Source organism: Amycolatopsis sp. YIM 10, assembly GCF_009429145.1.
In the GTDB taxonomy this organism is placed as follows: domain Bacteria; phylum Actinomycetota; class Actinomycetes; order Mycobacteriales; family Pseudonocardiaceae; genus Amycolatopsis.
Map to the genome: position 1 here is coordinate 1,142,136 of NZ_CP045480.1, position 26,298 is coordinate 1,168,433.

Annotated in this window: 19 protein-coding genes; 12 read left to right on the plus strand and 7 right to left on the minus strand. The window is 69.6% G+C overall.

Annotation, left to right across the window (positions count from 1 at the left end; genetic code table 11):
• The first annotated feature begins 2 nt into the window (after nt 1–2).
• Genes YIM_RS05660 through YIM_RS05670 form a run of 3 tightly spaced genes read left to right on the plus strand, consistent with a single transcriptional unit; the run spans nt 3 to nt 2,295 of the window.
• The gene (locus YIM_RS05660) at nt 3–707 is read left to right on the plus strand and encodes an ABC transporter permease (RefSeq protein ID WP_153029320.1); all 705 of its coding nucleotides are present in this window, start codon (nt 3–5) and stop codon (nt 705–707) included.
• Nucleotides 704–1,405: an ABC transporter permease gene (locus YIM_RS05665; protein ID WP_153029321.1), complete on the plus strand. Its 702-nt coding sequence runs from the start codon at nt 704–706 to the stop codon at nt 1,403–1,405. The genes YIM_RS05660 and YIM_RS05665 overlap by 4 nt, the downstream gene beginning before the upstream one ends.
• Nucleotides 1,402–2,295 carry an ABC transporter substrate-binding protein gene (locus tag YIM_RS05670; protein WP_153029322.1) on the plus strand — a complete coding sequence of 298 codons (894 nt, stop codon included), beginning with the start codon at nt 1,402–1,404 and terminating at the stop codon, nt 2,293–2,295. Before YIM_RS05665 ends, YIM_RS05670 begins: the two co-directional genes overlap by 4 nt.
• 34 nt (nt 2,296–2,329) lie before the next feature.
• Here YIM_RS05670 and YIM_RS05675 read toward each other — a convergent pair whose 3' ends face one another.
• Nucleotides 2,330–2,851 carry a GNAT family N-acetyltransferase gene (locus YIM_RS05675; protein WP_153029323.1) on the minus strand — a complete coding sequence of 174 codons (522 nt, stop codon included), beginning with the start codon at nt 2,849–2,851 and terminating at the stop codon, nt 2,330–2,332.
• Between the two features lie 269 nt (nt 2,852–3,120).
• Between YIM_RS05675 and YIM_RS05680 the strand changes: the two genes are divergently transcribed.
• On the plus strand, nt 3,121–4,686 hold the full coding sequence (locus tag YIM_RS05680; RefSeq protein ID WP_153029324.1) for a S8 family peptidase: 1,566 nt from the start codon (nt 3,121–3,123) through the stop codon (nt 4,684–4,686).
• Nucleotides 4,687–4,765: 79 nt separating this feature from the next.
• Here the strand turns inward: YIM_RS05680 and YIM_RS05685 are convergent, their stop codons facing one another.
• Entirely contained in the window at nt 4,766–8,500 is a 3,735-nt protein-coding gene (locus YIM_RS05685; protein WP_153029325.1) for a multifunctional oxoglutarate decarboxylase/oxoglutarate dehydrogenase thiamine pyrophosphate-binding subunit/dihydrolipoyllysine-residue succinyltransferase subunit, read from the minus strand.
• Nucleotides 8,501–8,743: 243 nt separating this feature from the next.
• Here YIM_RS05685 and YIM_RS05690 point away from each other — a divergent pair, with 243 nt between their 5' ends.
• The 6 genes from YIM_RS05690 (at nt 8,744) to YIM_RS05715 (ending at nt 15,181) form a co-directional block, all read left to right on the plus strand.
• Nucleotides 8,744–9,301, plus strand: coding sequence for a YbaB/EbfC family nucleoid-associated protein (locus YIM_RS05690; protein WP_153029326.1), 558 nt, complete (start codon nt 8,744–8,746; stop codon nt 9,299–9,301).
• 13 nt (nt 9,302–9,314) lie between these two features.
• Entirely contained in the window at nt 9,315–9,626 is a 312-nt protein-coding gene (locus YIM_RS05695) for a type VII secretion target (RefSeq protein WP_153029327.1), read from the plus strand.
• Between the two features lie 31 nt (nt 9,627–9,657).
• The gene (locus YIM_RS05700; RefSeq protein WP_153029328.1) at nt 9,658–14,136 is read left to right on the plus strand and encodes a DUF6531 domain-containing protein; all 4,479 of its coding nucleotides are present in this window, start codon (nt 9,658–9,660) and stop codon (nt 14,134–14,136) included.
• A 15-nt stretch (nt 14,137–14,151) separates the two neighbouring features.
• Nucleotides 14,152–14,397 (plus strand): hypothetical protein, encoded by a 246-nt coding sequence (locus YIM_RS05705; RefSeq protein WP_153029329.1) that lies wholly within the window; start codon nt 14,152–14,154, stop codon nt 14,395–14,397.
• A gap of 61 nt (nt 14,398–14,458) precedes the next feature.
• A complete protein-coding gene (locus tag YIM_RS05710; protein WP_153029330.1) occupies nt 14,459–14,785 on the plus strand; it encodes a hypothetical protein in 327 nt (108 codons plus the stop codon).
• Nucleotides 14,786–14,821: 36 nt separating this feature from the next.
• Nucleotides 14,822–15,181: a DUF6086 family protein gene (locus tag YIM_RS05715; RefSeq protein ID WP_153029331.1), complete on the plus strand. Its 360-nt coding sequence runs from the start codon at nt 14,822–14,824 to the stop codon at nt 15,179–15,181.
• Here YIM_RS05715 and YIM_RS05720 read toward each other — a convergent pair.
• From YIM_RS05720 to YIM_RS05735, 4 genes are all read right to left on the minus strand, one after another.
• Nucleotides 15,136–15,735, minus strand: coding sequence for a DUF4291 domain-containing protein (locus tag YIM_RS05720; RefSeq protein ID WP_228004574.1), 600 nt, complete (start codon nt 15,733–15,735; stop codon nt 15,136–15,138). The genes YIM_RS05715 and YIM_RS05720 overlap by 46 nt on opposite strands.
• Before the next feature lie 780 nt (nt 15,736–16,515).
• Entirely contained in the window at nt 16,516–20,283 is a 3,768-nt protein-coding gene (locus tag YIM_RS05725; protein ID WP_153029333.1) for an ABC transporter ATP-binding protein, read from the minus strand.
• 82 nt (nt 20,284–20,365) lie between these two features.
• The gene (locus YIM_RS05730; RefSeq protein ID WP_153029334.1) at nt 20,366–21,250 is read right to left on the minus strand and encodes an ABC transporter permease; all 885 of its coding nucleotides are present in this window, start codon (nt 21,248–21,250) and stop codon (nt 20,366–20,368) included.
• Nucleotides 21,250–22,257 carry an ABC transporter ATP-binding protein gene (locus YIM_RS05735; RefSeq protein WP_153029335.1) on the minus strand — a complete coding sequence of 336 codons (1,008 nt, stop codon included), beginning with the start codon at nt 22,255–22,257 and terminating at the stop codon, nt 21,250–21,252. The genes YIM_RS05730 and YIM_RS05735 overlap by 1 nt, the downstream gene beginning before the upstream one ends.
• A 406-nt stretch (nt 22,258–22,663) precedes the next feature.
• Here YIM_RS05735 and YIM_RS05740 point away from each other — a divergent pair, with 406 nt between their 5' ends.
• Nucleotides 22,664–24,163, plus strand: a complete 1,500-nt coding sequence (locus YIM_RS05740) for an MFS transporter (protein WP_153029336.1) — start codon at nt 22,664–22,666, stop codon at nt 24,161–24,163.
• The gene (locus YIM_RS05745; RefSeq protein WP_153029337.1) at nt 24,160–24,873 is read left to right on the plus strand and encodes a TetR/AcrR family transcriptional regulator; all 714 of its coding nucleotides are present in this window, start codon (nt 24,160–24,162) and stop codon (nt 24,871–24,873) included. Before YIM_RS05740 ends, YIM_RS05745 begins: the two co-directional genes overlap by 4 nt.
• 166 nt (nt 24,874–25,039) lie before the next feature.
• Here the strand turns inward: YIM_RS05745 and ald are convergent, their stop codons facing one another.
• The gene (gene ald / locus YIM_RS05750; protein WP_153029338.1) at nt 25,040–26,152 is read right to left on the minus strand and encodes an alanine dehydrogenase; all 1,113 of its coding nucleotides are present in this window, start codon (nt 26,150–26,152) and stop codon (nt 25,040–25,042) included.
• Between the last annotated feature and the right edge of the window lie 146 nt (nt 26,153–26,298).

Here is a 26,298-nt window from a genome sequence, read left to right on the forward strand (position 1 = left end):
CCATGGGCGAGTTCTTCGACGAGCTGGGTCGTTACCTGTCCAGCGCCAACAACCGCGCGCAACTGCTGCAGAACCTGCTCGAGCACATCTATCTCGCCCTGCTGCCACTGGTGTTCGGCGTGGTGCTGGCGGTGGCGGTCGGCTGGGCGGGCAAGCGATGGAAGGCCGCGCGCCGGGTGGCGATGGTGGTGTCGAACCTGCTCTACACGATTCCGTCGCTGGCGTTGTTCGTGGTGATCCCCGGCCTGATCGGGACGAAGATCCTGGACAGCATCAACGTTGTCGTGGCGCTGACCATCTACACCACCGCGCTGCTGGTGCGCCCGGTGCTGGACGCGCTGGATTCGGTGTCCCCGCCGGTGATCGCGGCCGCCACCGCGATCGGGTACCAGCCGGTTCGCCGCTTCTTCACCGTCGAGCTGCCGCTGGCGGTGCCGGTGTTCGCCGCGGGCGTGCGCGTCGGTGCGGTGAGCAACATCAGCCTGGTCAGCGTCGGCGCGCTGATCGGCACCGGCGGCCTCGGGGTGTTGTTCACCGACGGTTTCCAGCGCGAGTACTTCTCGCCGATCGTGGTCGGCATCGTGCTCACGCTGCTGCTGGCGCTGGTGACCGACCTGCTGCTGGTGTGGCTGCTCCGGGTGAGCACGCCATGGCAGCGGGCCACCGCCAAACCGGCGGCCGACGTGACCGCGGGGGGTGCGGGATGAACGAGATCTTCAGCTGGTTCGGCGATCCGGCCAACTGGCAGGGCGTGGACGGGGTGCCGAACCGGCTCGCCGAGCACGTCGGCTACGTGTTGCTGGCGCTGGTGATCGCGCTGGTCATCGCGGTTCCGCTGGGCCTGTTTGTCGGGCACACCGGGCGCGGCGCGGTGGTGCTGGTGGCCGGCAGCAACTCGATCCGCGCGCTGCCCACGCTCGGCCTGGTCACCTTTCTCTTCCTGCTGTTCACAGTGGAGGGTCCGGCGACCACGATCGCGCTGGTGGTGCTGGCCATTCCGCCGATCCTCGCCGGGACCTACGCCGGGTTGCAGGCCACCGACCACGGGGTGGTCGACGCCGCGCAGGGCGTCGGAATGACCGGCTGGCAGCGGTTGTGGAAGGTGGAGGTGCCGATCTCGCTGCCGCTGGTGCTCGGCGGCGTGCGCAACGCGGTGCTGCAGCTGGTGGCGACCGCGGCGGTGGCGGCCTACGTCGGGCTCGGTGGCCTCGGCCGGTTCCTGCTCGACGGGCTGGCGGTGTTCGACTACGGCAAGGTGGTCGCCGGTGCGGTGCTGACCGCGTTGCTGGCCATCGCGCTGGACCTGGTTTTCGCGGGCCTGCAACGGGCCGTGGTGCCGAAGGGAGTCCGGCTGGCCGCGTTGGCCGCCGGGAAGCAGGCCAAGGCGGCGGGAGGCAGCCAGTGAAGCGGCGGCTCGGAGTTCTGCTGGCGGTGATCGCGCTGCTCACCACCGCCTGCGGCAATCCGTTCGAAGGCGGCGCCGAGGGCGGCCCGACCGGCGAGATCATCATCGGCGCCTCGGACGTTGGCGAAAGCCTGCTGCTGGCGCAGATCTACGCGGGTGCGCTGCGCAACGCCGGGGCGGAGAACGTCACCGTGCGGCCGCCGGTGGGCAGCCGCGAGGTGGTGGTCAAGGCGTTGCAGGACCGGTCGCTGTCGGTGGTGCCCGACTACTCCGGCAACCTGCTGCGGTACTTCGACAAGAACACCGGGGCGACCACCTCCGAGGACGTCTACGCCGAGCTGCGGCAGAAGCTGCCCGCCGGGTTCGAGGTGCTCGACCAGGCACCCGCCGAGGACAAGGACCTCCTGGTGGTGCGCAAGGAACTCGCCGACTCCGGGGTACGGACCTTCTCCGATCTCGGGCGGCGCTGCGGTGAGCTGGTCTTCGGCGGACCGGGGCAGTGGAGCGACCGGTGGAAGGAGAAGATCAAGACGCTCTACGGCTGCGAGTTCAAGGAGATCCGGACCACCGACACCGGCGGTCCGGTGACCGTGGCCGCGTTGCGTTCGGGCGAGATCCAGGTGGCGGACCTGTTCAGCACGTCATCGACGATCACCGCCAACGGTTTTGTGCCGCTGGAGGACGACAAGTCGATGTTCCCCGCGCAGAACATCGTGCCGCTGGTGGCCAAGGGCACGCTGAACGAGCGCGAGACGAAGGCGCTCAACGACGTTTCCGCCGTGCTGACCACCGAGAAGCTGACCCGGTTGAACGTGGAGTTCAGCGAGGAAAAGCAGAACCCGCTCGACATAGCCGAGAAGTTCTTGCGAGACAACGGATTGGCCAGCTAGGTGCTGTCCGGCGAGCAGCCTCACCGGACAGCGCCTAGAGACGATCGAACGCCGGTGCGTAGTGGAACGTGCCGGTGAGGTCCTTCGAGTAGGTCGTCAGCGGGCGCACCTGGAAGTACGGCTCCCAGTCCGGAGTGGACGGTGTGATGCCGAATTCCGCGGCGGGCGCGAAGCCGAACCGGGAGTAGTAGCCGGGGGAGCCGAGCAGCACGATCGCCGGCAGGTCCAGTGCGTCCGCGGCGGCGATCACCGCGTGCATCAGCGCCGAGCCGACGCCGGTGGACTGGAGTTCCGGCAGCACGCCCAGCGGCCCGAGGCCGACCGGGCCCGGGGTGCTCCCGATCCGCGCGTGGCTGCAGCAGACGTGCCCGGCGATCCGGCCGTCGATCTCCGCGACCAGCGACAACGCCGGGAGCAGGTCGCCGTCCGCGCGGAGTTCGCCGACCAGCTTCGCCTCCACCGTTTCCGCACCGGGTGCATCCGGCTTGGCGAACGCGGCATCGTGCACCACCCGGATGGCGGCGTCGTCGGCGTCGGTCCCACGGCGGATCAGCATGCGCCGAACCCTGCCGCAGGCCGCTGAAGCGGGCAACCGCGTGGTAGTCCCTACTTTCGTCGGCGGCCGTTCGAGTAGCCACATACTCCGTGGGAAAGTTGATTTCAAGGTCTACCTTCGGGGGAATCTCGGACTTACGCTCTCATGCGTGCGACAGAGGGTGAAGATCCTTTCACCCACCGCGCACAGCTCCGTTCCCCGGTAACCCCCTTCGACTGCCCGTCGCTCCGCGCGGCGGGTCGGCGAACCCTGCCCATGGGAGGACCCAGATGAGCAAGCGCAGACCAATGGCCGCGCTAGGCCTGGCGGCCGGTGTCGCCGTGCTGACCGTGCTCGGCGGCACCACCGCCACCGCGGCACAGGAAGGCACGGTCGTCGACGCGAACAGCGCCGACGCGGTACCTGGCAGCTACATCGTGGTGCTCAAGGACGGTGTGTCGGCGCAGTCGGTGGAGGGCACGGCCAAGAACGTGCTCAACCGGCACGGCGGCACGCTGGACCGGCTGTTCAACGCGAGCGTGCGCGGCTACTCCGCGAACATGAGCGAGACGCAGGCGAAGCGGGCGGCGGCCGACTCGTCGGTGGCCTACGTGGAGCAGAACAAGGTGATGCGGGCCAGCGCCGACCAGCTGAACCCGCCGTCCTGGGGGCTCGACCGGATCGACCAGCGCAACCTGCCGCTGGACCAGAAGTACAGCTACAGCACCGACGCGGCCAACGTCACCGCGTACATCATCGACACCGGCATCCTCACCACGCACAACGACTTCGGCGGCCGGGCCACGCACGGCTACGACTTCGTCGACAACGACAACAACGCCACCGACTGCCAGGGCCACGGCACGCACGTCGCGGGCACCGTCGGCGGCACCGCGCACGGCGTGGCCAAGGCGGCCAAGCTGGTCGCCGTCCGCGTGCTGAACTGCAGCGGTTCCGGCACCACCGCCGGCGTCATCGCCGGTGTGGACTGGGTGACCGCCAACGCGGCCAAGCCCGCGGTCGCCAACATGAGCCTCGGCGGCGGCGCTTCGACCACTTTGGACAACGCGGTCCGCAACTCGGTCGCCTCCGGCGTCACCTACGGCCTCGCCGCCGGCAACGACACCGGCGCCAACGCGTGCAACACCTCGCCGGCGCGCACCAAGGAAGCCATCACCGTCGGCTCGACCACCAACACCGACGCGCGCTCGAGCTTCTCGAACATCGGTGACTGCCTGGACATCTTCGCGCCCGGCAGCGGCATCACCTCGGCGTGGATCGGCGGCAACACCGCCACCAACACGATCAGCGGCACCTCGATGGCCACCCCGCACGTGGTCGGCGGCGCGGCGCTGTACCTGGCGGCGAACCCGGCGGCCACCCCGGCGCAGGTCTCCGCCGCGCTGGTCGCCAACGGCACCAAGGACAAGGTGACCAACCCGGGCACCGGCTCGCCGAACGTGCTGCTCTACACCGGGACCGGCACGCCGGACCCGGAGCCGACGCCGTGCGCGACCACCGCGAACGCCACCGATGTGTCCATTCCGGACGCTCCGGCGGCCGCGGTGACCAGCTCCATCACCGTTGCCCAGTGCGCGCGCAACGCCAGCGCCACCACCAAGGTCGACGTGCAGATCAAGCACTCCTACCGCGGTGACCTGGTGATCGACCTGCTCGCGCCGGACGGCACCGCGTACCGCGTGAAGAACTCGAACAACGACTCGGGCGACGACCTGAACGCCAGCTACACCGTCAACGCTTCCTCGGAAGCCGCCAACGGCGTGTGGAAGCTGCGGGTGCAGGACGTCTACCGGGCGGACACCGGGTACCTCGACAGCTGGACCCTGACCGTCTGATCCATCACTGAACGCCCGAGTGGGGCATGACTCGCGACGAACGCGAGTCATGCCCCACTCGTGGCATCCGCCTGTCGGCTCAGCTGAAGGCCTTGGCGATGATCGCCTTCTGCTCCACCTCGTGCACCTTGGACGAACCCGCCGACGGCGCCGCCATCGGACGGCGTGCCGCCACTTCGAGGCCCCCGAAGGTCTCCGGGAACTTCCGCGGCAGGTTCAGCCCGAAGAACGGCCAGGCACCCTGGTTCTCCGGCTCCTCCTGGACCCACATGATCGACGAAGCCGCCGTGTACCGCTCCACCGCGGCCAGCAGCTTCTTCTTCGGCAGCGGGTAGTACTGCTCGACCCGGACCAGCGCGACGTCGGTGATGCCCTGCTTCTCGCGCTCGGCGAGCAGCTCCCAGTACATCTTGCCCGAGGTCAGCAGCACCTTCCGGACCTTGCCGGGGTCGATGTCGCCGTCGTCGATCACGGACATGAACTTCGACTGCTCGGTGAACTCCTCGATGGACGACTTCACCGCCTTGTCGCGCAGCAGGCGCTTGGGGGTGAAGACCACCAGCGGCCGGTTCACGCCGTCGAGGGCGTGGCGGCGCAGCAGGTGGAAGTAGTTCGCCGGGGTCGAGGGCACCGACACGGTCATCGAACCCTCGGCGCACAGCTGCAGGAACCGCTCGATGCGGCCGGAGGTGTGGTCCGGGCCCTGGCCCTCGTGGCCGTGCGGCAGCAGCAGCACCACGTCGGAGAGCTGGCCCCACTTGGCCTCACCGGAGGAGATGTACTCGTCGATGACGGTCTGCGCGCCGTTGACGAAGTCGCCGAACTGGGCTTCCCACATCACCAGCGCGTCGGAGTTGGCCACCGAGTAGCCGTACTCGAAGCCGACCGCCGCGTACTCGGACAGCGCCGAGTCGTAGATCATCACGCGGCCCTGGTTCTCGGCCAGGTGCTGCAGCGGGGAGTACTCCTCGCCGGTCTTGCGGTCGATGAACACCGAGTGCCGCTGGGTGAAGGTGCCGCGGCGGGAGTCCTGACCGGACAGCCGCACCAGCTTGCCCTCCAGCGCCAGCGAGCCGAACGCCAGCAGCTCGCCGAAGGCCCAGTCGATGCCGCCTTCGCGGGACATCTTGTGGCGGCGCTCCATCACCGGCTTGACGCGCGGGTGCGGGGTGAAGCCCTCCGGCACGTTGACGAACGCGTCGCCGATGTGCTCGAGAACGTCCTTGGAGATGGCCGTCGGCACCTTCGCGGGCACCTGCTGCTCCTCCTCGACCGAGGGGCTCGCCTTGACCGGGTGCTTCTCCAGCTCGCGGACCTCGTTGAAGACGTGCTCCAGCTGGCTGGAGAAGTCCCGCAGCGCGGCCTCGGCCTCTTCCACGGAGATGTCCCCGCGGCCGATCAGCGATTCGGTGTAGGTCTTCCGCACGCTGCGCTTGGTGTCGATGATGTCGTACATCGCCGGCTGCGTCATCGACGGGTCGTCGCCCTCGTTGTGCCCGCGGCGGCGGTAGCAGATGAGGTCGATCACCACGTCCTTGTTGAACGCCTGGCGGTAGTCCACGGCCAGCTTGGCCACCCAGTGCGCGGCCTCCGGGTCGTCGCCGTTGACGTGGAAGACCGGCGCGCCGATCATCTTCGCCACGTCGGTGGCGTACTGCGAGGACCGCGAGTTCTCCGGCGCGGTGGTGAAGCCGACCTGGTTGTTGATGATCAGGTGCACTGTGCCGCCGGTGCGGTAACCGCGCAGCAGCGCCAGGTTCAGCGTCTCGGCGACCACGCCCTGACCGGCGAACGCCGCGTCGCCGTGCAGCAGCACCGGCAGCACGGTGAAGCCCTCGCCGCCCTTGTCGAGGATGTCCTGCTTGGCGCGGACGATGCCCTCGAGCACCGGGTCGACCGTCTCCAGGTGCGACGGGTTCGCGGTCAGCGAGACCTTGGTCTCCCCGTCGCCGAACATGCGGAAGTACTTGCCCTCGGCACCGAGGTGGTACTTCACGTCACCGGAGCCGTGTGCCTGGCCGGGGTCGAGATTGCCCTCGAACTCCTGGAAGATCTGCGAGATCGGCTTGCCGACGATGTTGGCCAGCACGTTCAGCCTGCCGCGGTGCGGCATGCCGATGACGACCTCGTCCAGCTCGTACTCGGCGGCCTTGTCCAGCACGGTGTCCAGCAGCGGGATGGTGGTCTCGCCGCCTTCGAGGGAGAACCGCTTCTGACCGACGTACTTGGTCTGCAGGAAGGTCTCGAAGGCCTCGGCCGCGTTCAGCTTGGACAGCACGTACTTCTGCACGGCGGGATCCGGCTTCTCGTGCGGGATCTCCACGCGGTCCTGGATCCACCGGCGCTCGTCGGGGTCGATGATGTGCGTGTACTCGATGCCGACCGTGCGGCAGTACGAGTTGCGCAGCACACCGAGGATGTCGCGGAACTTCATCCGCTCCTGGCCGGCGAACCCGCCCACCGGGAACTCGCGGTCCAGGTCCCACAGGGTGAGCCCGTGGGTGAGCACGTCGAGGTCCTCGTGGCGCCGCTGGCGGTAGTTCAGCGGGTCGGTGTCGGCCATCAGGTGGCCGCGCATGCGGTAGGCGTCGATCAGCTCGATCACGCGGGCGGTCTTGTCGACCGCGCCCTCGGGAATGTCGGCGACCCAGCGGATCGGCTCGTAGGGCAGGCGCAGGCTGGTGAAGACGTCGTCGTAGAAGCCGTCCGAGCCGAGCAGCAGCTCGTGGATGCGCTTGAGGAACTCGCCGGACTCCGCGCCCTGGATGATGCGGTGGTCGTAGGTGGAGGTCAGCGTCATGATCTTGCTGACGGCCAGGTCGACCAGTGTCTTCTCGCTGGTGCCCTCGAACGAGGCCGGGTACTGCATGGCGCCGACGCCGATGATGCAGCCCTGGCCCGCCTGCAGCCGCGGCACCGAGTGGTTGGTGCCGATGCCGCCGGGGTTGGTCAGCGAGATGGTGGTGCCGGCGAAGTCGTCGGCGGTGAGCTTGTTGTTGCGGGCCTTCTTGACGATCTCCTCGTAGGCCTGCCAGAACTGCAGGAAGCTCATGTTCTCGGTGGCCTTGATGGAGGCCACCACCAGCGTGCGGGCGCCTTCCTTGCCCTTCATGTCGATCGCCAGCCCGAAGTTCACGTGCTCCGGGGTCACCGCGAACGGCTTGCCGTCGATCAGCTGGTAGTGCCGGTTCATGTTCGGGAAGTCGCGCAGCGCGCGCACCATCGCGTAGCCGATGAGGTGGGTGAAGGAGATCTTCCCGCCCCTGGTCCGCTTCAGGTGGTTGTTGATCACGATGCGGTTGTCCGCCATCAGCTTGGCGGGCACCGCGCGCACGCTGGTCGCGGTCGGCACCGACAGCGAGGCGTCCATGTTCTTGGCGATCGCGGCGGCCGCGCCACGCAGCGGCTTGCTCTCGGCCTGGGTGTTCTTGGTCTCAGTCTTCGGTTCGGTCTTCGCGGCGGGGGCCGGTTCGGCCTTCTTCGCCGGGGCGGCCTTCGCGGGGGCCGGCTTGGCCGGTGCCTTCGCGGGCTCGCTCACCGTCGCCGAGGACTGGCGGGCCGCCGAGTCGGCGTTCTGCTGCGACTTGGCCGACGGCTGGTGACCCTGGCCGTTCGGGCTGGTCGCGGCTTCCGACCTGGCGCTCGCGCGGGCGTTGTCGGCCTTCGCTTGCGCGTCCTGGGTGGGCTTGAAGTCGGCGAAGAAGTCATGCCAAGCGGCATCTACCGATGAAGGGTCGGCCAGGAACTGGTCGTACATCTCTTCGACCAGCCACTCGTTGGGGCCGAACTGTGACGCAGGGCTGCTGCTGGACACGGCTTGGGCTCGCCTCTATCCATACTCGATCTTGGGTCCGGTTACGCGCCTACCAGGCTAACCCCCTCGCTCTGGTGCGTGTGACCGAAGTGGCCATAGCAAGCCCGCCGGAGTTTGGCATTTGTCACTGAATCGATACGGGAGGGTGGTTGCGCGGCGTTGCCGGACCCGCGCGGAATGATGGGGAACCACGGGCCGTGCGCGGCCGTCTGTGCTCAGTAGGGACTAGGTGAGGGGTGTCCGGTGGCTGACTTGGCCGACGTCGAGCGCATGGTGAACGACTGGGAGCGCAACGCGGCGGAGACGTCGCAGAAGTACCAGGCGATGCAGGCCGAGGTGGAGCGGATCTCGATCACCGAGTCGGTCGCCTCCGGTGCGGTGAGCGTGACCGTAGGGCACAACGGCTTGCCAACCGACGTCAAGATGACCCAGGCCGTGCTGAAGATGAGCCCGGACGAGATCGCCGCCAACGTGCTCCAAGCGATGCGGAAGGCGCAGTCGAAGTACCCGGAGCGGCTGGCCGAGATCACCGCCGAGACGGTGGGTGACGACGCGACCACGCGGCACCTGGTGTCCACCGCGGTGGACAACTTCCCGGCACCGCCCGAGGAGGAGGAGCCGCCGCCCGCCGGGCAGCCGCCGCAGCGGCAGCTCTACGAGGCCGAGGAGGAGGCGCCGCCCGCGGCCAAGGCTCCGCCCGCGCCGAAGCCGGCCCCGAAGCCGACGCCGCGGCGGAAGTCCGGCCCGGACGACGAGGACGGCGAAGACTTCAGTGACCAGTCCTTCCTGCGCCGCGACTAGCGAGGGGTGAGCGATGCCACAGGGCTATGAGGTACTCAACGACGAACTGACCGTGCACGCCGGCAAGGTGGACGGCTTTTCCGAGCGGATGCAGACCGCGGTGGACGCGGCGAACACGGTGACCATGGACGACAGCGCGTACGGGGTGATCTGCCAGCCGTTCGCGATGCTGCTGCAGCCGTTCGAGGAGATGGGCGTCAACGCGCTGAAGACGGCGGTGGAGTCGCTGAGCGAGACCGCCACCAAGGTGCGCGACTCGGCGGCTGCCTACACCGAGCGGGAGGGCGCCACCGGAAAGGCGCTGAAGAGCGCCGAAGCAGGCTGATCGCCGGGCTCATACGCACCGAGGGGGACGAATGAGCAATCCGCTGGTCGCGCAGGCGCAGTCGCAGACGACCGGGGTGACCGGGATCGGGATCGCCGAGTCGGCGGTCGATCTGGCCAATGGTGTGTCGGATGGTTCGTGGGTCGAGGCCGGTCTGGGTGCGGTGGGTGTCGGCCTCGAGGTGCTGTCGCTGGTGGTCGACCCGATCGGCACGCTGGCGTCGTATGGCGTGTCCTGGCTGATCGAGCATGTTCAGCCGCTGAAGGAGGCCCTGGACTGGCTTGCCGGAGACCCGCCGGTGATCCAGTCGTTCTCCGAGACCTGGGCGAACGTGGCGGCCGAGGTCAACGCGATCGCCGGGGATCTCGGGAACGAGGTCACCAACGGCACGGCGGGCTGGCAGGGCGAGGGCGCCGAGGCGTATCGGGGCGCGGCGGCTGAGCAGGCGGATGCGCTGGCGGGTGCGGCGTCGCTGGCGGATGGCATTTCGGCCGGTGTGATGATCATGGGGACGGTCGTCGCCGCGGTGCGTGAGCTGGTGCGCGACCTGGTCGCGGAGTTGGTCGGCAAGCTCATCACCTGGGCTTTGGAGGCCGCCGCCACCCTGGGTTTTGCCACTCCGGCGATCGCGGTGCAGGCCACCACGGCGATCACCAAGACGATCAGCAAGATCAGCGAGTTCATCCGGAAGCTGGTCAAGACGATCGGGAACGTCTCGCCGAAGATCCGGAAGATCATCGACAAGCTGGGCGAGATCATCGAGAAGCTGTCGAAGATGCTGCGCAAGGGCGGTAAACCGGGCAGCGGCACCACCCCGTCCGGAGCGAAGCCGAGCACCACCAAGACCCCGGACACCACGCCGAACTCCCCGGACAGTCCGGATACCACCCCGTCCAACACGGACACCACGCCGGACGGCGGTCCGGCCAAGCCGGACAGCGGTTCGCCGAGCAGTCCTGATTCGTCCAAACCGGACGGTTCGAGTCGGCCCGACGATCCGAACACCACCAAGACGCCGGAGAAGGCGCGAGAGTGCGAGAACGATCCGATCGACGTCGCGACCGGCGAAATGGTGCTGGGACAGACCGACGTGGAACTCCCCGGGGTGCTGAGCCTGGTGCTCCGGCGGACGCACGTCTCGTCCTTCCGGTCGGGTGAGCTCTTCGGCCGGTCCTGGGCCTCCACCGTCGACCAGCGCGTCGAGGTTGACGAACAGGGCGTCGTCTACGTCACCGACGACGGCATGATCCTGGTGTACCCGGACCCGCCGGTGGATCGCGGCGCGCTGCCGGTCGCCGGGCCTCGCTGGCCGCTGTCGCGTTCCGACCGGGGCTGGGTCGTGCGGCGCCCCGAAGAGCGGACGGAACTGCACTTCGCGGCGGGTGGCGGCGGCCGGTCCCGGCTCGCGTCCATCGTGGACGACAACGGCAATCGCGTCGACATCGAGCGGGACGCGGCCGGACGGCTTACCGGCATCCGGCATTCCGGGGGTTACCGGATCGCGGTCTCCGCCACCGAGCGCGGTCTGGTGACCGGCTTCGCACTCAGCGGACCGGACGAGACCGAAGTGCCGCTCGCCCGGTTCGCCTACGACGACGCCGAGCGGCTGGTCGAGGTAGTCAACTCGTCCACGACGGCGCTGCGGTTCGAGTACGACCACGCGGGCCGGATCACGAAGTGGACCGACCGCAACGGCGAGTGGTACCGCTACTTCTACGACCAGCACGGCCGTTGTGTGGCCAACCAGGGCTCTGGTGGCTTCCTGAACGGGACCTTCAGCTACGACACCGAGAATCGGGTCACCCGGTTCACCGACGCGCTCGGGCACACCACGACCTACCGGTTGAACGAAGCACGCCGGGTGATCGCGCGGGTCGACCCGCTCGGGCGCACCTCGACCAGGGAATGGGACAGCCACGACCGGCTGGTCGCGCGCACCGACCCACTCGGCCGGACCACTCGGTTCGACTACGACGAGCAGGGCAACCTGGTCGCGCTCACCTATCCGGACGGCAGCCGGTCGATCGCCGAGTACAACGAGCACGGCAGGCCGGTCACCATCGTCGGGCCGGACGGCGCGGCGCGCCGGGCCCGGTACGACCACGCCGGGAACTTGGTCGGAGCGACGGACGTGCTGGGCGCGACCACCAGGTTCACCTACAACGACCGCGGTCACCTGGTCGCCGTCCGCGACGCGCTCGGCAACCAGCGGACCATCCGCACGGACGCGGCCGGCCTGCCGGTGGAGGTGGTCGACGCGGCGGGCGGACGGACCAGGTACACACGCGACCAGTTCGGCCGCATCGTCGAGTTGAGCGATCCGGCGGGCGGGGTGCACACGTTCCGCTGGACGGTCGAAGGCAGGCTGGCCAGCCGGGTGCGGCCCGACGGCGCCCGTGAACTGTGGCGGTACGACGCGGAGGGCAACCGGTCCGAGCACGTCGACGCCCTCGGTCAGGTCACCAGATGGGAGAACACCCATTTCGACCTGCCTGCGAGCCGGGTCGGGCCGGACGGCAGCAGGGTGGACTTCGAGTACGACGCGGACCTGCGCCTGGTCGCGGTGCGCGCCGCCGACGGCGGGACCTGGCGGTACGACTACGACGAGGCGGGCAACCTGGTCCGGGAGACCGACTTCAACGGCCGGGTGCTGACCTATCGGCACGACGAGGCCGGGCAGTTGGTCGAACGGCGCAACGGCGCCGGTGAGGTGACCACTTTCCGGCGGGACGCGCTCGGCAGAGTGGTCGAGAGCCGTCGCGACGGCTGGGTCTCCACGTTCGCCTTCGACGCGGCGGGCAGGCTCGTGCGTGCGGTGAACCCCGAATCCGATGTCCGGTTCGAGCGGGACGCCGCCGGGCGGGTCCTGCTCGAATCGATCAACGGCCGGGCGGTGCGCTCGGAGTACGACGCGCTGGGCAGGCGCCGGGTACGGATGACACCGACCGGCGCGGTGAGCCGGTGGGACTACGACGCGAACCACCAGCCGACGAGCCTGGTCAGCGGCGGGCACCGGATGACGTTCGGCCACGATCCGGCCGGTCGGGAGATCGAGCGATTGCTCGACACGGGCACCATCCTGGCCCAGGAATGGGATTCCCGGCACCGGCTCACCGGTCAGAGCCTGAGCACCGTTTCGGCGGACGGGGCCGCGCCCGCGAGCCGAGCGCGGCTGCTCCAGCAGCGGCGGTACCACTACCGCCTCGACGGCCAGGTCGCCGCGATCGGCGACCAGCTGACCGGAGACCGGTGGTTCGACCTGGACCCGGCCGGCCGGGTCACCGGTGTCTCCGGGCCGGGGTGGACCGAGTCCTACCGGTACGACGGCGTTGGCAACATCGTCGAAGGCAGCGGGGACGAGCCGGGCGCCAGGGTGCACACCGGCACCCTGCTGACCGAGGCCGGTGGTACCCGCTTCCGCTACGACGCACAGGGACGGGTGGTGCTCCGCCAGCGGAAGCGGCTATCGCGGAAGCCCGACACGTGGCACTACGAGTGGGACGCCGACGACCGGCTGACGGCCGTGCTCACCCCGGACGGCACCCGCTGGAGCTACAGCTACGACGCGCTCGGCAGGCGGATCGCCAAGCGGCGCTGGGCGACGGACGGATCCGTCGCCGAAGTGGTCGAGTTCGCCTGGGACGGCACCCGGATCGTGGAGCAGGTGTCGAACGGCGTCCGGGCCGCGAGCTGGAACTACCGCCCCGGCACCTTCACCCCGGTCTCCCAGGTGGAGCGCGTGCTGACCGCGGCGCAGGAGTGGGTGGACGACGAGTTCTACTCGATCGTCACGGATCTGGTCGGCAGTCCGAGCGAGCTGGTCACGCCGGAGGGCGATCTCGTCTGGCGCGCGCACCACACGGTGTGGGGTGCGGCGCTGGGGGAGCTGGCCTCCACGGCGAGCACGCCGTTGCGCTTCCCCGGTCAGTACCACGACGCCGAAACCGGCCTGCACTACAACTACTTCCGGTACTACGACCCGGAGTTCTCGCGGTACTACTCGCAGGACCCGCTCGGTCTCCGCGGCGGGCTCAACCCGCATTCCTATGTCGCCAACGCGCTGACCCAGTTCGATCCGGCCGGGCTGAGCGCCTGTGAGATCGAGGGGCTCGAGGGCGTCTCGGTCAATCGGAGCGACAACAGTTACTCCCTCACCCATGACGAGAGCGGCAGCGGGATCATCGCCGACCTGGACGACGACGGCGTGCTCACACTGATGATCGACCGCCAGGACGGTGCGCCGTTCTCCGGGAGGCAATTGTTCGACGCCGCGATGCAGCACTTCGGGGACCGGGTCAACGCCATCGAAGGCAACTGGGTCTACGGCGACAACCTCGCCGCGTTCAACCGGCGGACCGGCGAAGGCGGGATGAGCCCGGAGGAGGCGGCCGCGCAGACGTGGACCGGGAGACAGGCGGCTCGGCACGGCTTCACTAATGTCGGCGAGGTGAACGCGACGGGCGAGCCGGGCAACTACAAACCCGTCAGTGCGCGGTTCAATCGTCCCTGAGCTGTTGAGGTGGTCATGTACCCGCCGGAATGGAAGAGTGCGCTGGTCCGCCTGCGGGCGGACAGTGCCGACATCGTCGAAGTGCTCCAGGGGGTCCGGGCCGAGTACCCGGAGTTCGGTGCCGAGCGGATGCGTGCGTCGATGGCGTTGCGCGAGTCGCTCGGGCTGCCGGTCCGGCAACTGCACATGGTGGTGGGCTGGCTCGAAGGCAACATCGACGACGACGCCCTGCGTGCGGCCGTTCCGCTGACCGAAGCCTGACCTCGCTCATTGCGGTCACCGGCCCCGTGGCGGGAGTATGCGGGGTGGAGGTGGTTCGGCTGTGCGGCGCTCCCGGTTCGCGGAGGTGGTCCGGATCCGCCTCGCGCGTGACCGTGAGTTGCTGGTCGCCGAGGGGCGGCTGGTGGGCTGGCGGCTCGCCGACGCCGACGATCTGCGCCTGATCGAATACCTGCGGATGTTCGAGGACGGGCGGCTGGACGTGCTGCTGGCCGGTGGTCCCCGTGATCGGGAAGCGCTGGCGGAGTTGCGCCTGCGATTGGCGGAGTGCCCGGCCGCCGGTTCGCCGATGGCGGTGCTGCTGATCGGGCATATCGCGGAAATGCTCGCCGTGTTCGACCTCGAAGTGGACGAAACCGCTCTAGGATGAGCCTTCTTTTCGCCAGGTTTGGGTGGTGGAGTTTCGGTGAGCTGCGTTTTCGAAGTCGGTGGGGAAACGGTCTGGAACCCGGCGCTGCGCGTCGGTGAGACCTACCTGGCGCTGGCCGAAGGGCTGGCGGGCCTGGTCGGCGTACCGACTGGTTTCACCGCGCCGGCGGCGGATTTTCACCGGGTGGACATTGTTCAATTCGATACGTTCACCCAACACGTTTTCCGCGAATATTTCCGGTCGGGACATGAACTGCGCCGGATGATGGTGGACGGCGTGCTGCGGCCGTCGATCGTGATGCTGACGCGTGGTGGTGGCCGGATCTCGCCGGAAACCGAGGAGCAGCGCCTCTACTTGGCCGAAGCCGAGAAACTGTCCGGCAAGATGCCGGTGTAGGGGCGCTCGTCCGGCAGCAGTGCCTTCGCCCGCTCCAACTGCTGGTCGGCGACGAGAGCGCCGATTTCCTTCATGGTCGCGGTGACGTCGGTGACCGCGGTGATCCAGTCGTCCACGTAACGCGCCACCGCTTCGCCGCGGAGTCCGATTTGGATGGACCGGTGGGGCAGCGGCTGGTGGTGGAGGCCGCGTTCGGGGTCCCACTGGATGCGGACCGGCGTGGTCCTGACCTCGGCGGCCCAGCTTTCGCGGTCGGCGTGGAACTCGGGGTCGTAGTGGCTGAGCGCGGAGTGGCCGAGCGCCCAGGCGAAGCCCTCCTGGGTGAGGTCGAGCGCGAGGACCCGTTCCTGGCCGGGTTTGCTCGCCCAGCCGCAGCGGTAGGCCATCCAGAGAAAGGACGGTTTGATCCAGGTCATGCGCTCGCGCTTGAACGGGTGGACGAAGGTGCCCGCCCGGAGCGCGGGCTCGGCGATGGCGGGGGAGTACGCCTGGTACACGCGAACCGAGCTTTCGTCGTGGACGGCGCGTATCTGACGGTACGGAATGTCTCTCATGTCCGACATGGTGACAGCGGTGGTGACGCTGGGGCATGCCCTTTTCCGCTGGCGGCGCGGTGGCTCACGCGCGTAGGCCCGGGTTCCGCACGCACGTGAACGGTTGCGGGCTCCGCAGCCGAGTCCACCCTCGGTGGTGGTGCGAGCCCTAACTTATTCGGCAGCCGAGGTCAGCGCTCCAAAACGGGGACGCTGATCCAAAACGAGAGCAGTGCTCCGAAAGGTGAGCCCTGCACTCCAGCAGCCCAGAGCCACCTACTCCGGCACGCGAGCCACAGTCCCGGACCGGAGCAGTGGATGCCCACAGCTCGCCGGCCCGAGAGTGGTGGCCGCGGGTGTTGGCGGGTGAGCCCCGGAGGTTGGTGGTGGCTTGTGCTGGGGAGTGGGCCTCGGGCGTTGATGGAGGCTCGGGCGTTGATGGAGGCTCAGGTGTCGGTGAGTGGGACCCAGGTATCGATGGGTGGCGCGGGCATTGGTGGTTCGGGTGTTGGCGGGTGAGCCTCGGGCGTTGGTGGGCTCGGGTGTAACTGGGTGGGCCTCAGGCGTTGGTGGCTCGGGTTGGTGGGTGGGGTTGGAGGGGATGCGAGGGCGGCGTCGGGCGAGGACGGCGCCGGGGGGCGAGAGTGGCGCCGGGGGGGGCGAGAGTGGCGCCGGGGGGCGAGGGTGGCGCCAGGGGCGAGGGTGGCGCCGGGGGGGCGAGGGTGGCGTCGGGCCGAGGGTGGCGCCGGGGCGAGGGTGGCGCCGGGTGTGGGTGGCGTCGGGTGTGGGTGGGCGGGCGGGTTAGTTGCTCAGCTCCCATAGGCGCGAGTAAGGGCCCGAAGTGGTGAGGAGTTGCGCATGCGTGCCCTGTTCGACGATGCGTCCGTGCGCAAGGACGGCGATGTGGTCCGCGCGGGCGGCGGTGGCGAGGCGGTGCGCGACGACGAAGGTGGTGCGTCGTCGGGCTACTTGTTCGGTGGCGGACAGGACGGCCGCTTCCGTCGAAGGGTCCAGGGCGGCGGTGGCCTCGTCCAGTAGCAGGATGTCCGGGTCCACGAGTTCCGCGCGTGCCAGCGCTACCAGTTGCCGTTGTCCAGCGGAAAGTGAGCGGCCCCGTTCCCCGACCGGCTGCCGGAAGCCCTGCGGTAGGGCGGCAACGCCTTCCAAAGCGCCGACCGCGCGCACCGCGGCTTCCACTTCGGCATCGGTGGCCGACGGGCGGCCGTACCGTACGTTGTCCGCGACCGTGCCCGAGAAAAGGTGGGCTTCCTGCGGTACCACGCCCATTCGGCCCCGCAGGGCGGGCAGGTCGTACTCCCGCACATCGACCCCGTCGATGCGCACCACACCATCGGTCACGTCGTAGAACCGCGCGACCAGCTTGACCGCGGTCGACTTGCCCGCGCCGGTGGAACCCACCAGCGCGATCGTCTCGCCGGGGCGCACGTCCAGCGAGACATCCGAAAGGGCCTGGTTGTCCGTGCCCGTATAAGCGAAATCAACCGACTCGAAGGTGACTTCGCCACGCAGGCGCGCGGGCACCGGCCGTGGGTTCGGCGCCGCCGGCACCGAAGTCGGCGTGCGCAGCAGGTCGCCGATACGCTTGAGACCCACCTTCGCCTGCTGGTACCCGTCGAACACCGAAGACAGTTGCTGGATCGGCGAGAAGAACTGCCCGAGGTAGAGCAGGAAGGCCAGCAGCACCCCGGCCGACAGCGTGCCTTCGGCCACCCGGCTCGCGCCCGCGACCAGCACCACCGCCTCCGCCACCCCGGAAAGCATGGTCACCAAAGGAAAATACGTCGCGATGTACCGCTGCGCCCGCAACCGCGAGCGGCGGTAGGCGTCGCTCTTGGAGGCGAACGACTCCGCCGAGCGCTCCTCGCGGGTGTAGGCCTGCGCCACCCGGACACCGGTGACGTTCTCCTGCATGTCCGCGTTGACCACGCTGACCCGCTCACGCGCCTCGGTGTACGCCGCCGACGCGAGCCGTCGGAAGACCACCGTGGCCACCAGCAGCACCGGCAGCACGGCGAGCGCGTACAGCGCCAGCGAAACGTCGATCACCAGCAGCGCCACCGAAATGCCGACCAGGGTCAGCGCGCTGACCACCGCGGTGGCCAGTCCGGTCTGCAGGAACGTGGACAACGCGTCCACGTCGGTGGTCATCCGGGTCATGATCTTCCCGGACAGTTCGCGCTCGTAGTAGTCCAGCCCGAGCCGTTGCAGGTGCGCGTAGCTGCGCACCCGCAACGCGTAGAGCACCGTCTCCCCGCTGCGCGCGGTGAGCCTGGTCTGCGCGGCGATCACCAGCCAGTTCAGCGCGATCACCAGCGCGCCGATCCCGGCGACCACCCAGATCGCGGTCACCGAACCGCCGACCACCCCGCGGTCGACCCCCTGCTGGTACAGCGCGGGCAGCGCGATGCTCGCGCCCGCGTCCGCCGCCACCAGCGCGACCACCCCGGCCAGCAGCCACCGCACCGGCCGCAGCATTCCGGCCAGCCGGAACCGCGGATCCGGCGCGGTCACGTCCATCCCGCCCAGCGACGGTTCGTCGCGGACCGGCGGCAGCTTCCGCACGCCCTCGATCAGTTCCTCCGTCGGCGGCAGGTCGAGCGAACCGCTGCCGCGCGGTCCGCTCAGCGCGCGCGGGCTCGGCGTGTTCGTGCGCTGCCCGGCGGCCTCGGCCAGGCGGGCGACCTCGTCCTCGGGCTCGTCCCGCGGCCAGAGTTCCGGGGTGATGCCGCGCTCGTCTCGCCGCAGCGGCGAGCAGTGGTGCACCGCTTCGACGTCCTCACCGGGACCGGCGACCAGCTCACGGAACAGCTGGCAGCGTTCCTCCAGCTCCTCGGCCGTGCCGACGTCGACCACCCGTCCCGCGTCCAGCACGGCGATCCGGTCGGCCAGCGCCAGCGTCGACCGCCGGTGCGCGACCAGCAGCGTGGTGCGTCCGGCGGTGACCGAGCGCAGGGTTTCGTGGATCGCCGCCTCGGTGACCGTGTCCACCGCGGAGGTGGCGTCGTCCAGCAGCAGCACGCGTGGATCGGTGATCAGTGCGCGGGCCAGGCCCAGCCGCTGACGCTGCCCGCCGGACAGCGTCAGCCCGCGCTCGCCGACGAGGGTGTCGTAACCGTCCGGCAGCTGCTGGATGAACTCGTGCGCCTCGGCCGCCTTCGCCGCCGCGACGACCTCCTCGTCGCTCGCGTCCGGCTTGCCGTAGGCGATGTTGTCGCGCACCGACGAGGAGAACAGGAACGCCTCCTCGAAGACCACGCCGATGGCCTGCCGCAGCTCGGCGAGCCGGAGGTCGCGGACGTCCTCCTGTCCGATGTGGACAGATCCGGTGTGCACGTCGTAGAACCGCGGCAGCAGCAAGGAGATGGTCGACTTGCCGGACCCCGCGGTGCCCACCAGCGCCAGCGTCTCGCCCGGCCGGGCGTGCAGTGACAGCCCGTCGAGCACCGGTTCCGCGCGTGTGTAACCGAAGCGGACGTCGTCGAACCGGATTTCCAGCGGACCGGACGGCAGCGGCCGCGCGTCCGGCTTCTCGGTCACCTCGGGCTGCGCGTCGATCAGCTCGTACACCCGTTCCGCGCCGGCGCGGGTCAGCTGCGCCTGCACGATCAGGCTGGACAGCATCCGCGCGGGCCCGACCAGCGCCGAGACGTAGGTGGCGAAAGCGAGAAAGGTGCCCAGGCTGACCTGCCCGTCGAGCGCCAGCACACCGCCGACGCCGAGCACCGCGACCTGACCGGCGGCGGGCAGCGCGGCCGTGGTGGCGGCCGGGAAGGAGGACAACCGGGCCGCGCGCAACCGCTCCCCGAAAAGCTTGCGCGCGGTGCGTTCGAGCCGGGCGACCTCACGCGCTTCCTGGCCGAAGCCCTTGACCACCCGGACCCCGGTGACCGTCTCCTCGACGTGCTGCGCGAGATCGGCCGCGCGCTGCTGCGCGGACCAGGTCGCCGGGAACAGCCGCTTCCGGCTCACCGCCACCACGATCGCCACCGCCGGTGCCACCACCAGCGCGATCACCGTGAGCAGCGGTGACATCCACAACATCGCGCCGAGCGCCAGCAGGGCGAAGATCACCGAACCGGCGGACAGCGGGACCTGCATCAGGATGCTGACCACCAGCTGCAGGTCGGTGATCGCGCGCGAGGCGATCTGCCCGGTGCGCAACGAGTCCTGCTTGCCACCGTCCAGCCGGGACACCGCGCCGAACACCGCCTGGCGCAGGTCGTGCTGCACGTCGAGGGCGAGCCGCCCGCCGACGTACCGGCGCAGGAAGGCGGTGCCGAAACTGAGCGCCTGCAACCCGATCAGGAATCCCGCCAGCAGACCGAGCCGCGCTGTCTCCCCGGCCACCGCGTCGTCCACCGCGGACCGCACCACCAGCGGGCCGACCGCCTGCAACCCGACGCCCAGCACGGCCGCGCCCAGCGACAGCACCACCAGCGCGCGATGGCGCCAGCAGGCCGCGGCGAGCCGGCGGATCCAGCCGGACCGCGCCGCCGGCGGGGTTTCCGTGGGTGCCTCGGTGCGAGGTCGGGGCGGGGCAGTGGTCACGATCGCCAGGCTAGGCGCGCCCACCGACAATTGCCGCCGAGTGTCCGCTCGGACACCCGGCGGCGACAACCGTCAGGTGGGATCAGGTGATGTCGCGGCGCTGGTTGACCAGCCAGCCGCCGACGAAGAAGACCGCCGTCCAGCCGGCGAAGATCAGCGCCGAAGCCCACCACGAGAAGGCGCCGGGCGCACCGGCGGCGTACTGCAGCGCCCACTGGAGTTCGTCGTCGAGGCCGGGCAGTGTCACCCCGGCCGCGCCGAAGGCCTCGGCCCCGATCGCGCCGACGATGCCGTTGACCGTGCCGTTCGGCAGCACCCCGCCGATCCAGGTCACGTCCAGCCAGCCGAAGGCCACGATGACCAGCAGATTCTCCACGATCAGCAGGTAGATGACCAGGGTGATGACGCTGCCCACCACGCTGTTCCACATCGCGCCGACGCCGATGCCGAACAGCGTGGCCAGCACGGTCGCCAGAATGCCCGCGCCCAGCACGCCGAGGAACTGCGGCGCGCTCGGCATCAGCTGGCTGTCCACGGTCAGCACCGTGCCCAGTGAAGCCGCGCCGACCAGCACGACGCCGTACAGCACGCCCCAGGCCACGTAGGTGATCATCTTCGCGCTCAGCGCCAGCCCGCGGTTCGGCGCGGTGAGGAAGGTGGTGGAGATCGTCTTCTTCGAGTACTCACCGGCCAGCGCGAACACGCCGAAGATCACCGGGAACAGCGTGCCCACGTTGATGCCGTGCGCCATCGCCAGCAGGCCGACCGGCCACTCGCCGACGTTGATGCCCAGCATGCTGGTCAGCTCGCGGGTGTCGGAACTGCCGAGGAAGTTGGTGAAGTCGTTGGTGGTGAAACCCCAGCCCAGCGAGAAAACGAAGGCGAAAAGGATCGCCGGGATCAGCAGTCCCCACCAGCTCTTGGTGGTCAGCGTCTTGCGGAACTCCGCCTTGATCAACCTGCCCATCAGCGCTGCCCTCCCCAGTACTGCTGTTGTTGCTGGAACTGGGGTTGCTGCTGCTGTTGTTGTGGTGGCGGGCCCCAGCCCGGTTGCTGCGGTGGCTGCGCGCTGAACTGGCCCGCGGTCAGCTGGAAGAACAGCTTCTCCAGGTCCGCGGTCTCCTCGCGCAGCCCGTAGATCGCCACGCCCTGCGCCAGCGCCAGGTCACCGACCTGCCGTGCGGTCGCGCCCGCCACGGTCAGCCAGCCGTCCGGCATCGGCTGCACGTCCGCGACGCCCGCCTCCTGCAACGCGGTGCCCAGCTTGTTGCCGTCCGACGGCAGCACGACCACGCGTGCCTGCTGCGAACCACGCAGCTGGTCGACCCGGCCGTGGTACATCGTCTGGCCGCGGCTGATGATGACCACCTGGTCGATGGTCTGCTCCACCTCGGCGAGCAGGTGGCTGGAGACCAGCACCGTGCGCCCGCCGGCGGCGTAGGACCGCAGGAACTTGCGCAGCCAGGCGATGCCCTCGGGGTCGAGTCCGTTCGCCGGCTCGTCGAGCACCAGCACCTGCGGATCGCCGAGCAGCGCGGTGGCCAGCGCCAGCCGCTGGCGCATGCCGAGCGAGAAGTCGCCCGCCCGCCGGTGCGCCGCCGAACTGAGCCCGACCAGGCCGAGCACCTCGTCCGCGCGCTGGTCCGGCACGCCGATCGCGGCGGCGTAGACCAGCAGGTGGTTGCGAGCGGTGCGCTTGGGGTGGAAGCCCTCGTTCTCCAGCACCGAGCCGACCACCCTGGCCGGGTTGCCCAGCTGGTCGTGCGTGCGCCCGTTGATGGTCGCGGTGCCCTGTGTCGGTTTGACCAGGCCGAGCAGCATGCGCAGGGTGGTCGTCTTGCCCGCCCCGTTCGGGCCGAGGAAGCCGGTCACCGAACCCGGCTCCACGACGAAGCTCAGGTTCTGCACCGCGGTAACCGGTCCGAACTGCTTGGTGAGGTTCTGCACCACGATCCGGCCACTGCCGTCGTGCATATCGCCCCCGATCGTCGGCTTGCTGTGGGTGGCATCCTGCCGTACGCGCCCCGGCGTGGCGCGATCTCGGTCACTTTCGGCCGCGTCGGAGCCGACCGTCCCGAATGGATCTCGCGGCAAAATCGCAGGTCGTGGCGGTCCTACTGGGACTTTCACCAGACCGGGGCGCTTCGCGTGGACAACTAATCACGAACTCATCCCCACCCCGGGGGGCGAAGCGCGGCGAGAGTGCCTAGACTGTGCCTTGGCGGCCCGCTCCCAGTGACCCCCAGGCTGGTTGAGCGGGCCGCCGCTTTATGTCCGCGGTCCCTTCCGCGAAGAATTCGCTCCCCGTGAACCCGGTGGCTTCCGCCTGCCTGTCCTCGTACGGTGTAAGAGTCTCGTACGCCGTAAGGGGAGGCTCGGTATGACCCGACTGTCGCCGGCCGGCCAGAGCACCTCGCACCCGCGCCGCTGGGTGATCCTCGCCGTGCTCTGCCTGGCCCTGCTGGTGGTGCTGCTGGACAACACCGTGCTCAACGTGGCCATCCCGGCCATCACCGATTCGCTCGGCGCCACCACCGCCGAGATCCAGTGGACGATCAACGCCTACTCGCTCGTGCTCGCCGGACTGCTGCTCACCACCGGTTCGCTCGCCGACCGCTTCGGCCGCAAGCGCGCCCTGCTGACCGGCCTGGTGCTGTTCACCGGCGGTTCGGCGGTCGCGGCGCTGGCGCAGACCCCGTTGCAGCTGATCCTGGCGCGCGGTGGCATGGGCATCGGGGCCGCGTTGCTGATGCCGAGCACGCTCGCGGTGCTGATGCAGATCTTCGACGAGAAGGAACGCCCGAAGGCGATCGCGGCCTGGTCCGCGGTGGCCTCACTGGGCTTCGCGCTCGGCCCGGTGATCGGCGGCACGCTGCTGGACCACTACTGGTGGGGCTCGGTTTTTGTGCTGAACCTGCCGGTCGGCGCGCTCGCCATCATCGCCATCGCACTGCTGGTGCCGGAGTCGAAGGCACCCACGAGCCGTCGCGCCGACGTGCCTGGCGTGCTGTTGTCGGTGGTGATGAGCGTGGGCGTGGTCTACGGCATCATCTCGGTGCCCGAGCACGGCTGGAGCTCGGGTCAGGTCCTGGTGCCGCTGGTGACCGGGTTGGTCGCCGCGGCCGGGTTCATCACCTGGGAACGCCGCGCCGCCGAGCCGATGCTGGATCTGGCGTTGTTCCGGAACCCGAGGTTCACCGGCGCGGTCGCCAGCAACGCGCTGGTCGCCTTCGCCATGGGCGGTTCGCTGTTCCTGTTCACCCAGTACCTGCAGTTCGTGCTCGGCTACTCGCCGCTGGAGGCCGGTTTCCGGGTGATGCCGCTGGCGATCAGCGTGCTGGTGGTGACCCCGTTCAGCCCGAAGATCAGCGCGCGGATCGGCATTCCGGCGACCGTCGCGTCCGGACTGACCGTGGTCGGCGCCGGGCTGCTGGCGCTCAGCTTCGTCACCAGCGACAGCGGGTACGGGCCGACGCTGCTCGGCTTGGTGCTGGTCGGCGCCGGGGTCGGCGTCGCCATGCCCACCTCGGCGAACGCGCTGATGGGCGCGATCCCGCGGGAACGCGCGGGTATCGCGTCCGGGCTGACCTCGACGTTGCAGGAGCTGGGCACCTCGCTGGGCGTGGCGATCCTCGGCAGCGTGGTGGCCGCGCGGTTCGCCGCCGAGCTGCCGTCGTTCCTGCCGGATGGGGTGGAGCGGTCGGTCGGCCTTGCGCTGCAGGCGACGGGCGGGGTGCCCGAGGTGGTGCGCGACGTGCGTGACGCGTTCGTCTCCGGCATTTCGATGAGCCTGCTCTGCGGTTCGGTGGCCGCGGTCGCGGCGGGCGCGCTCGCGTGGGTCCTTCTGCGCCGGGAGGGCGCGGATAGGGTGAACGGGTGACCGATGAGGGGCCCGTGCTCGACAGCATCTGGCTGACCGAACGCCGGGCGTCGACCTCTCGGCAGCCGGGGCTGACCCGCGAGCAGATCGTCGAGGCGGCGGTGGCGGTGCTCGACGCCGACGGCATGCAGGCGCTGTCGATGCGCAAGCTCGCCGCCCGGCTCGACGTGGCCCCGATGTCGCTCTACTGGCACGTGCCGACCAAGGACGCGCTGCTGGAGCTGGCGCTGGACGCGGTGTCCGGTGAGATCGAGCTCCCGCCGGAGGACGCGGACTGGCACGACCGCCTGCGGGCGATCGCCGGTGGGCTGCGGGAGGCCGTGCGCGCGCACCCGTGGACCGCCCAGGTCTACGGCGTGATGCTGAACGCCGGTCCCGAGGCGATGCGCGTGTACGACGCTTTTGCCGGCGCGCTGGAGGATTCGCCGCTGCCGCGCGAGGAGATCGCGCCGGCGGCGGGTGTGCTGAACAACTTCGTCTACGGCTTCATCGTGAACGAGATGAAGTGGCGCCAGCGGGTGGCCGCGCACGGGAAGACCATGGACGAGGTCAACGCCGAGGTGACGGCCCGGTTCACCGCGGCCTACGGGGACCGGTTCCCGCGGATCTCGCGCTACCTCGGGCTCACCGACGCGGTGGACCCGGACGAACTCTTCGAATACGGCCTCGCCCGAATCCTCCGCGGATTAGCCGCGGAGGACCCGGGCTAGGGGGTGTCCTCGGAGCCTCGATCGCGCTCTTCGCGCCCAGGAGGCTCCTGACGACACCAGGCCTTCCCCCCGAGGACCCGGTACGAGGGGGAATCCCCGGCGCCGCCAGGAACCACCTGGGTCACGAAGCCCATCGACCGAGGCTCCGAGGACACCCCCTGGGCCGTCACACGACCTGTGACAGCGGGGTGTGGGGGAGTCCGTGCGCCACGGCGACCGGCTCGTTCGTGAGCTGGCCGGCGTGCGTGTTGAGGCCCTTCGCCAGGCTGGCGTCGGCGCGCAGCGCGGGCTGCCAGCCGTGGTCGGCCAGCGCCACGGCGTAGGGCAGCGTCACGTTGGTCAGCCCGTAGGTCGAGGTGCGCGGGACCGCGCCGGGCATGTTCGCCACGCAGTAGAAGACCGAGTCGTGCACCCGGTAGGTCGGCTCGTCGTGGGTGGTCGGGCGCGAGTCGGCGAAGCAGCCACCCTGGTCGATCGCGATGTCGACGAGCACGCTGCCCGGCTTCATCCGCGCCACCAGGTCGTTGGAGACCAGCTTCGGCGCCTTCGCCCCGGGCACCAGCACCGCGCCGATCACCATGTCGGCTTCCAGCACGGCCTGCTCCACCGAGAAGGCGTTCGAGGTGACGGTGCGAATACGGCCGCCGAAGTCGTTGTCGATCTGGCGCAGGCGGTCGACGTTGGTGTCCAGGATCTCCACGTCCGAGCCGAGGCCGAGGGCGACCCGTGCGGCGTTGAGCCCGGCCACACCACCACCGATGACCACCACGCGCGCCGGGTGCACCCCGGGAATGCCGCCGGGCAGCACGCCGCGGCCACCGCTCGGCTTCATCATCGCGTAGGCACCGACCTGCGGGGCGAGGCGTCCGGCGACCTCCGACATCGGCGCCAGCAGCGGCAGCGCGCCGTTCGGGGTCTGCACGGTCTCGTAGGCGACGGCGGTGGTGCCCGCCTTCAGCAGCGCCTCGGTCAGCGGCTGGTCGGCGGCCAGGTGCAGGTAGGTGAACAGGGTCTGGTCGGCACGCAGCCGGTGGTACTCCTCGGCGATCGGCTCCTTGACCTTGAGCACGAGGTCGCCCTCGGCCCAGGTGTCGTCGGCGCTGGCGATGATCTTCGCGCCGGCCGACAGGTACTCCTCGTCGGTGATCGCCGAGCCGAGCCCGGCGTCGGCCTCGACGAAGACATCGTGGCCGCGGCGGGTCAGCTCGTGCACCCCGGCCGGGGTGAGGGCGACCCGGTACTCGTGGGTCTTGATCTCACGGGGGACGGCGATCCGCACGACTGCCTCCTGGGCGGTGGTTGAGAAAGGTGCTCTGCTTCACGGTGAAGCACTCGGACGGCGGTGTCATCGTGCTGGCCGGACAGTATTGACCCCGGTTCGTGGTTTTCGCGGCACTACTCTTGACCTCCACCGAACTGGAGATT

Coding starts and splice junctions, on each gene's coding strand:
- YIM_RS05660 (WP_153029320.1), top strand. CDS start 3: ATGGGCGAGTTCTTCGACGAGCTGGGTCGTTACCTGTCCAGCGCCAAC.
- YIM_RS05665 (WP_153029321.1), top strand. CDS start 704: ATGAACGAGATCTTCAGCTGGTTCGGCGATCCGGCCAACTGGCAGGGC.
- YIM_RS05675 (WP_153029323.1), bottom strand. CDS start 2,851: ATGCTGATCCGCCGTGGGACCGACGCCGACGACGCCGCCATCCGGGTG.
- YIM_RS05680 (WP_153029324.1), top strand. CDS start 3,121: ATGAGCAAGCGCAGACCAATGGCCGCGCTAGGCCTGGCGGCCGGTGTC.
- YIM_RS05695 (WP_153029327.1), top strand. CDS start 9,315: ATGCCACAGGGCTATGAGGTACTCAACGACGAACTGACCGTGCACGCC.
- YIM_RS05700 (WP_153029328.1), top strand. CDS start 9,658: ATGAGCAATCCGCTGGTCGCGCAGGCGCAGTCGCAGACGACCGGGGTG.
- YIM_RS05705 (WP_153029329.1), top strand. CDS start 14,152: ATGTACCCGCCGGAATGGAAGAGTGCGCTGGTCCGCCTGCGGGCGGAC.
- YIM_RS05720 (WP_228004574.1), bottom strand. CDS start 15,735: ATGAGAGACATTCCGTACCGTCAGATACGCGCCGTCCACGACGAAAGC.
- YIM_RS05730 (WP_153029334.1), bottom strand. CDS start 21,250: ATGGGCAGGTTGATCAAGGCGGAGTTCCGCAAGACGCTGACCACCAAG.
- YIM_RS05735 (WP_153029335.1), bottom strand. CDS start 22,257: ATGCACGACGGCAGTGGCCGGATCGTGGTGCAGAACCTCACCAAGCAG.
- YIM_RS05740 (WP_153029336.1), top strand. CDS start 22,664: ATGACCCGACTGTCGCCGGCCGGCCAGAGCACCTCGCACCCGCGCCGC.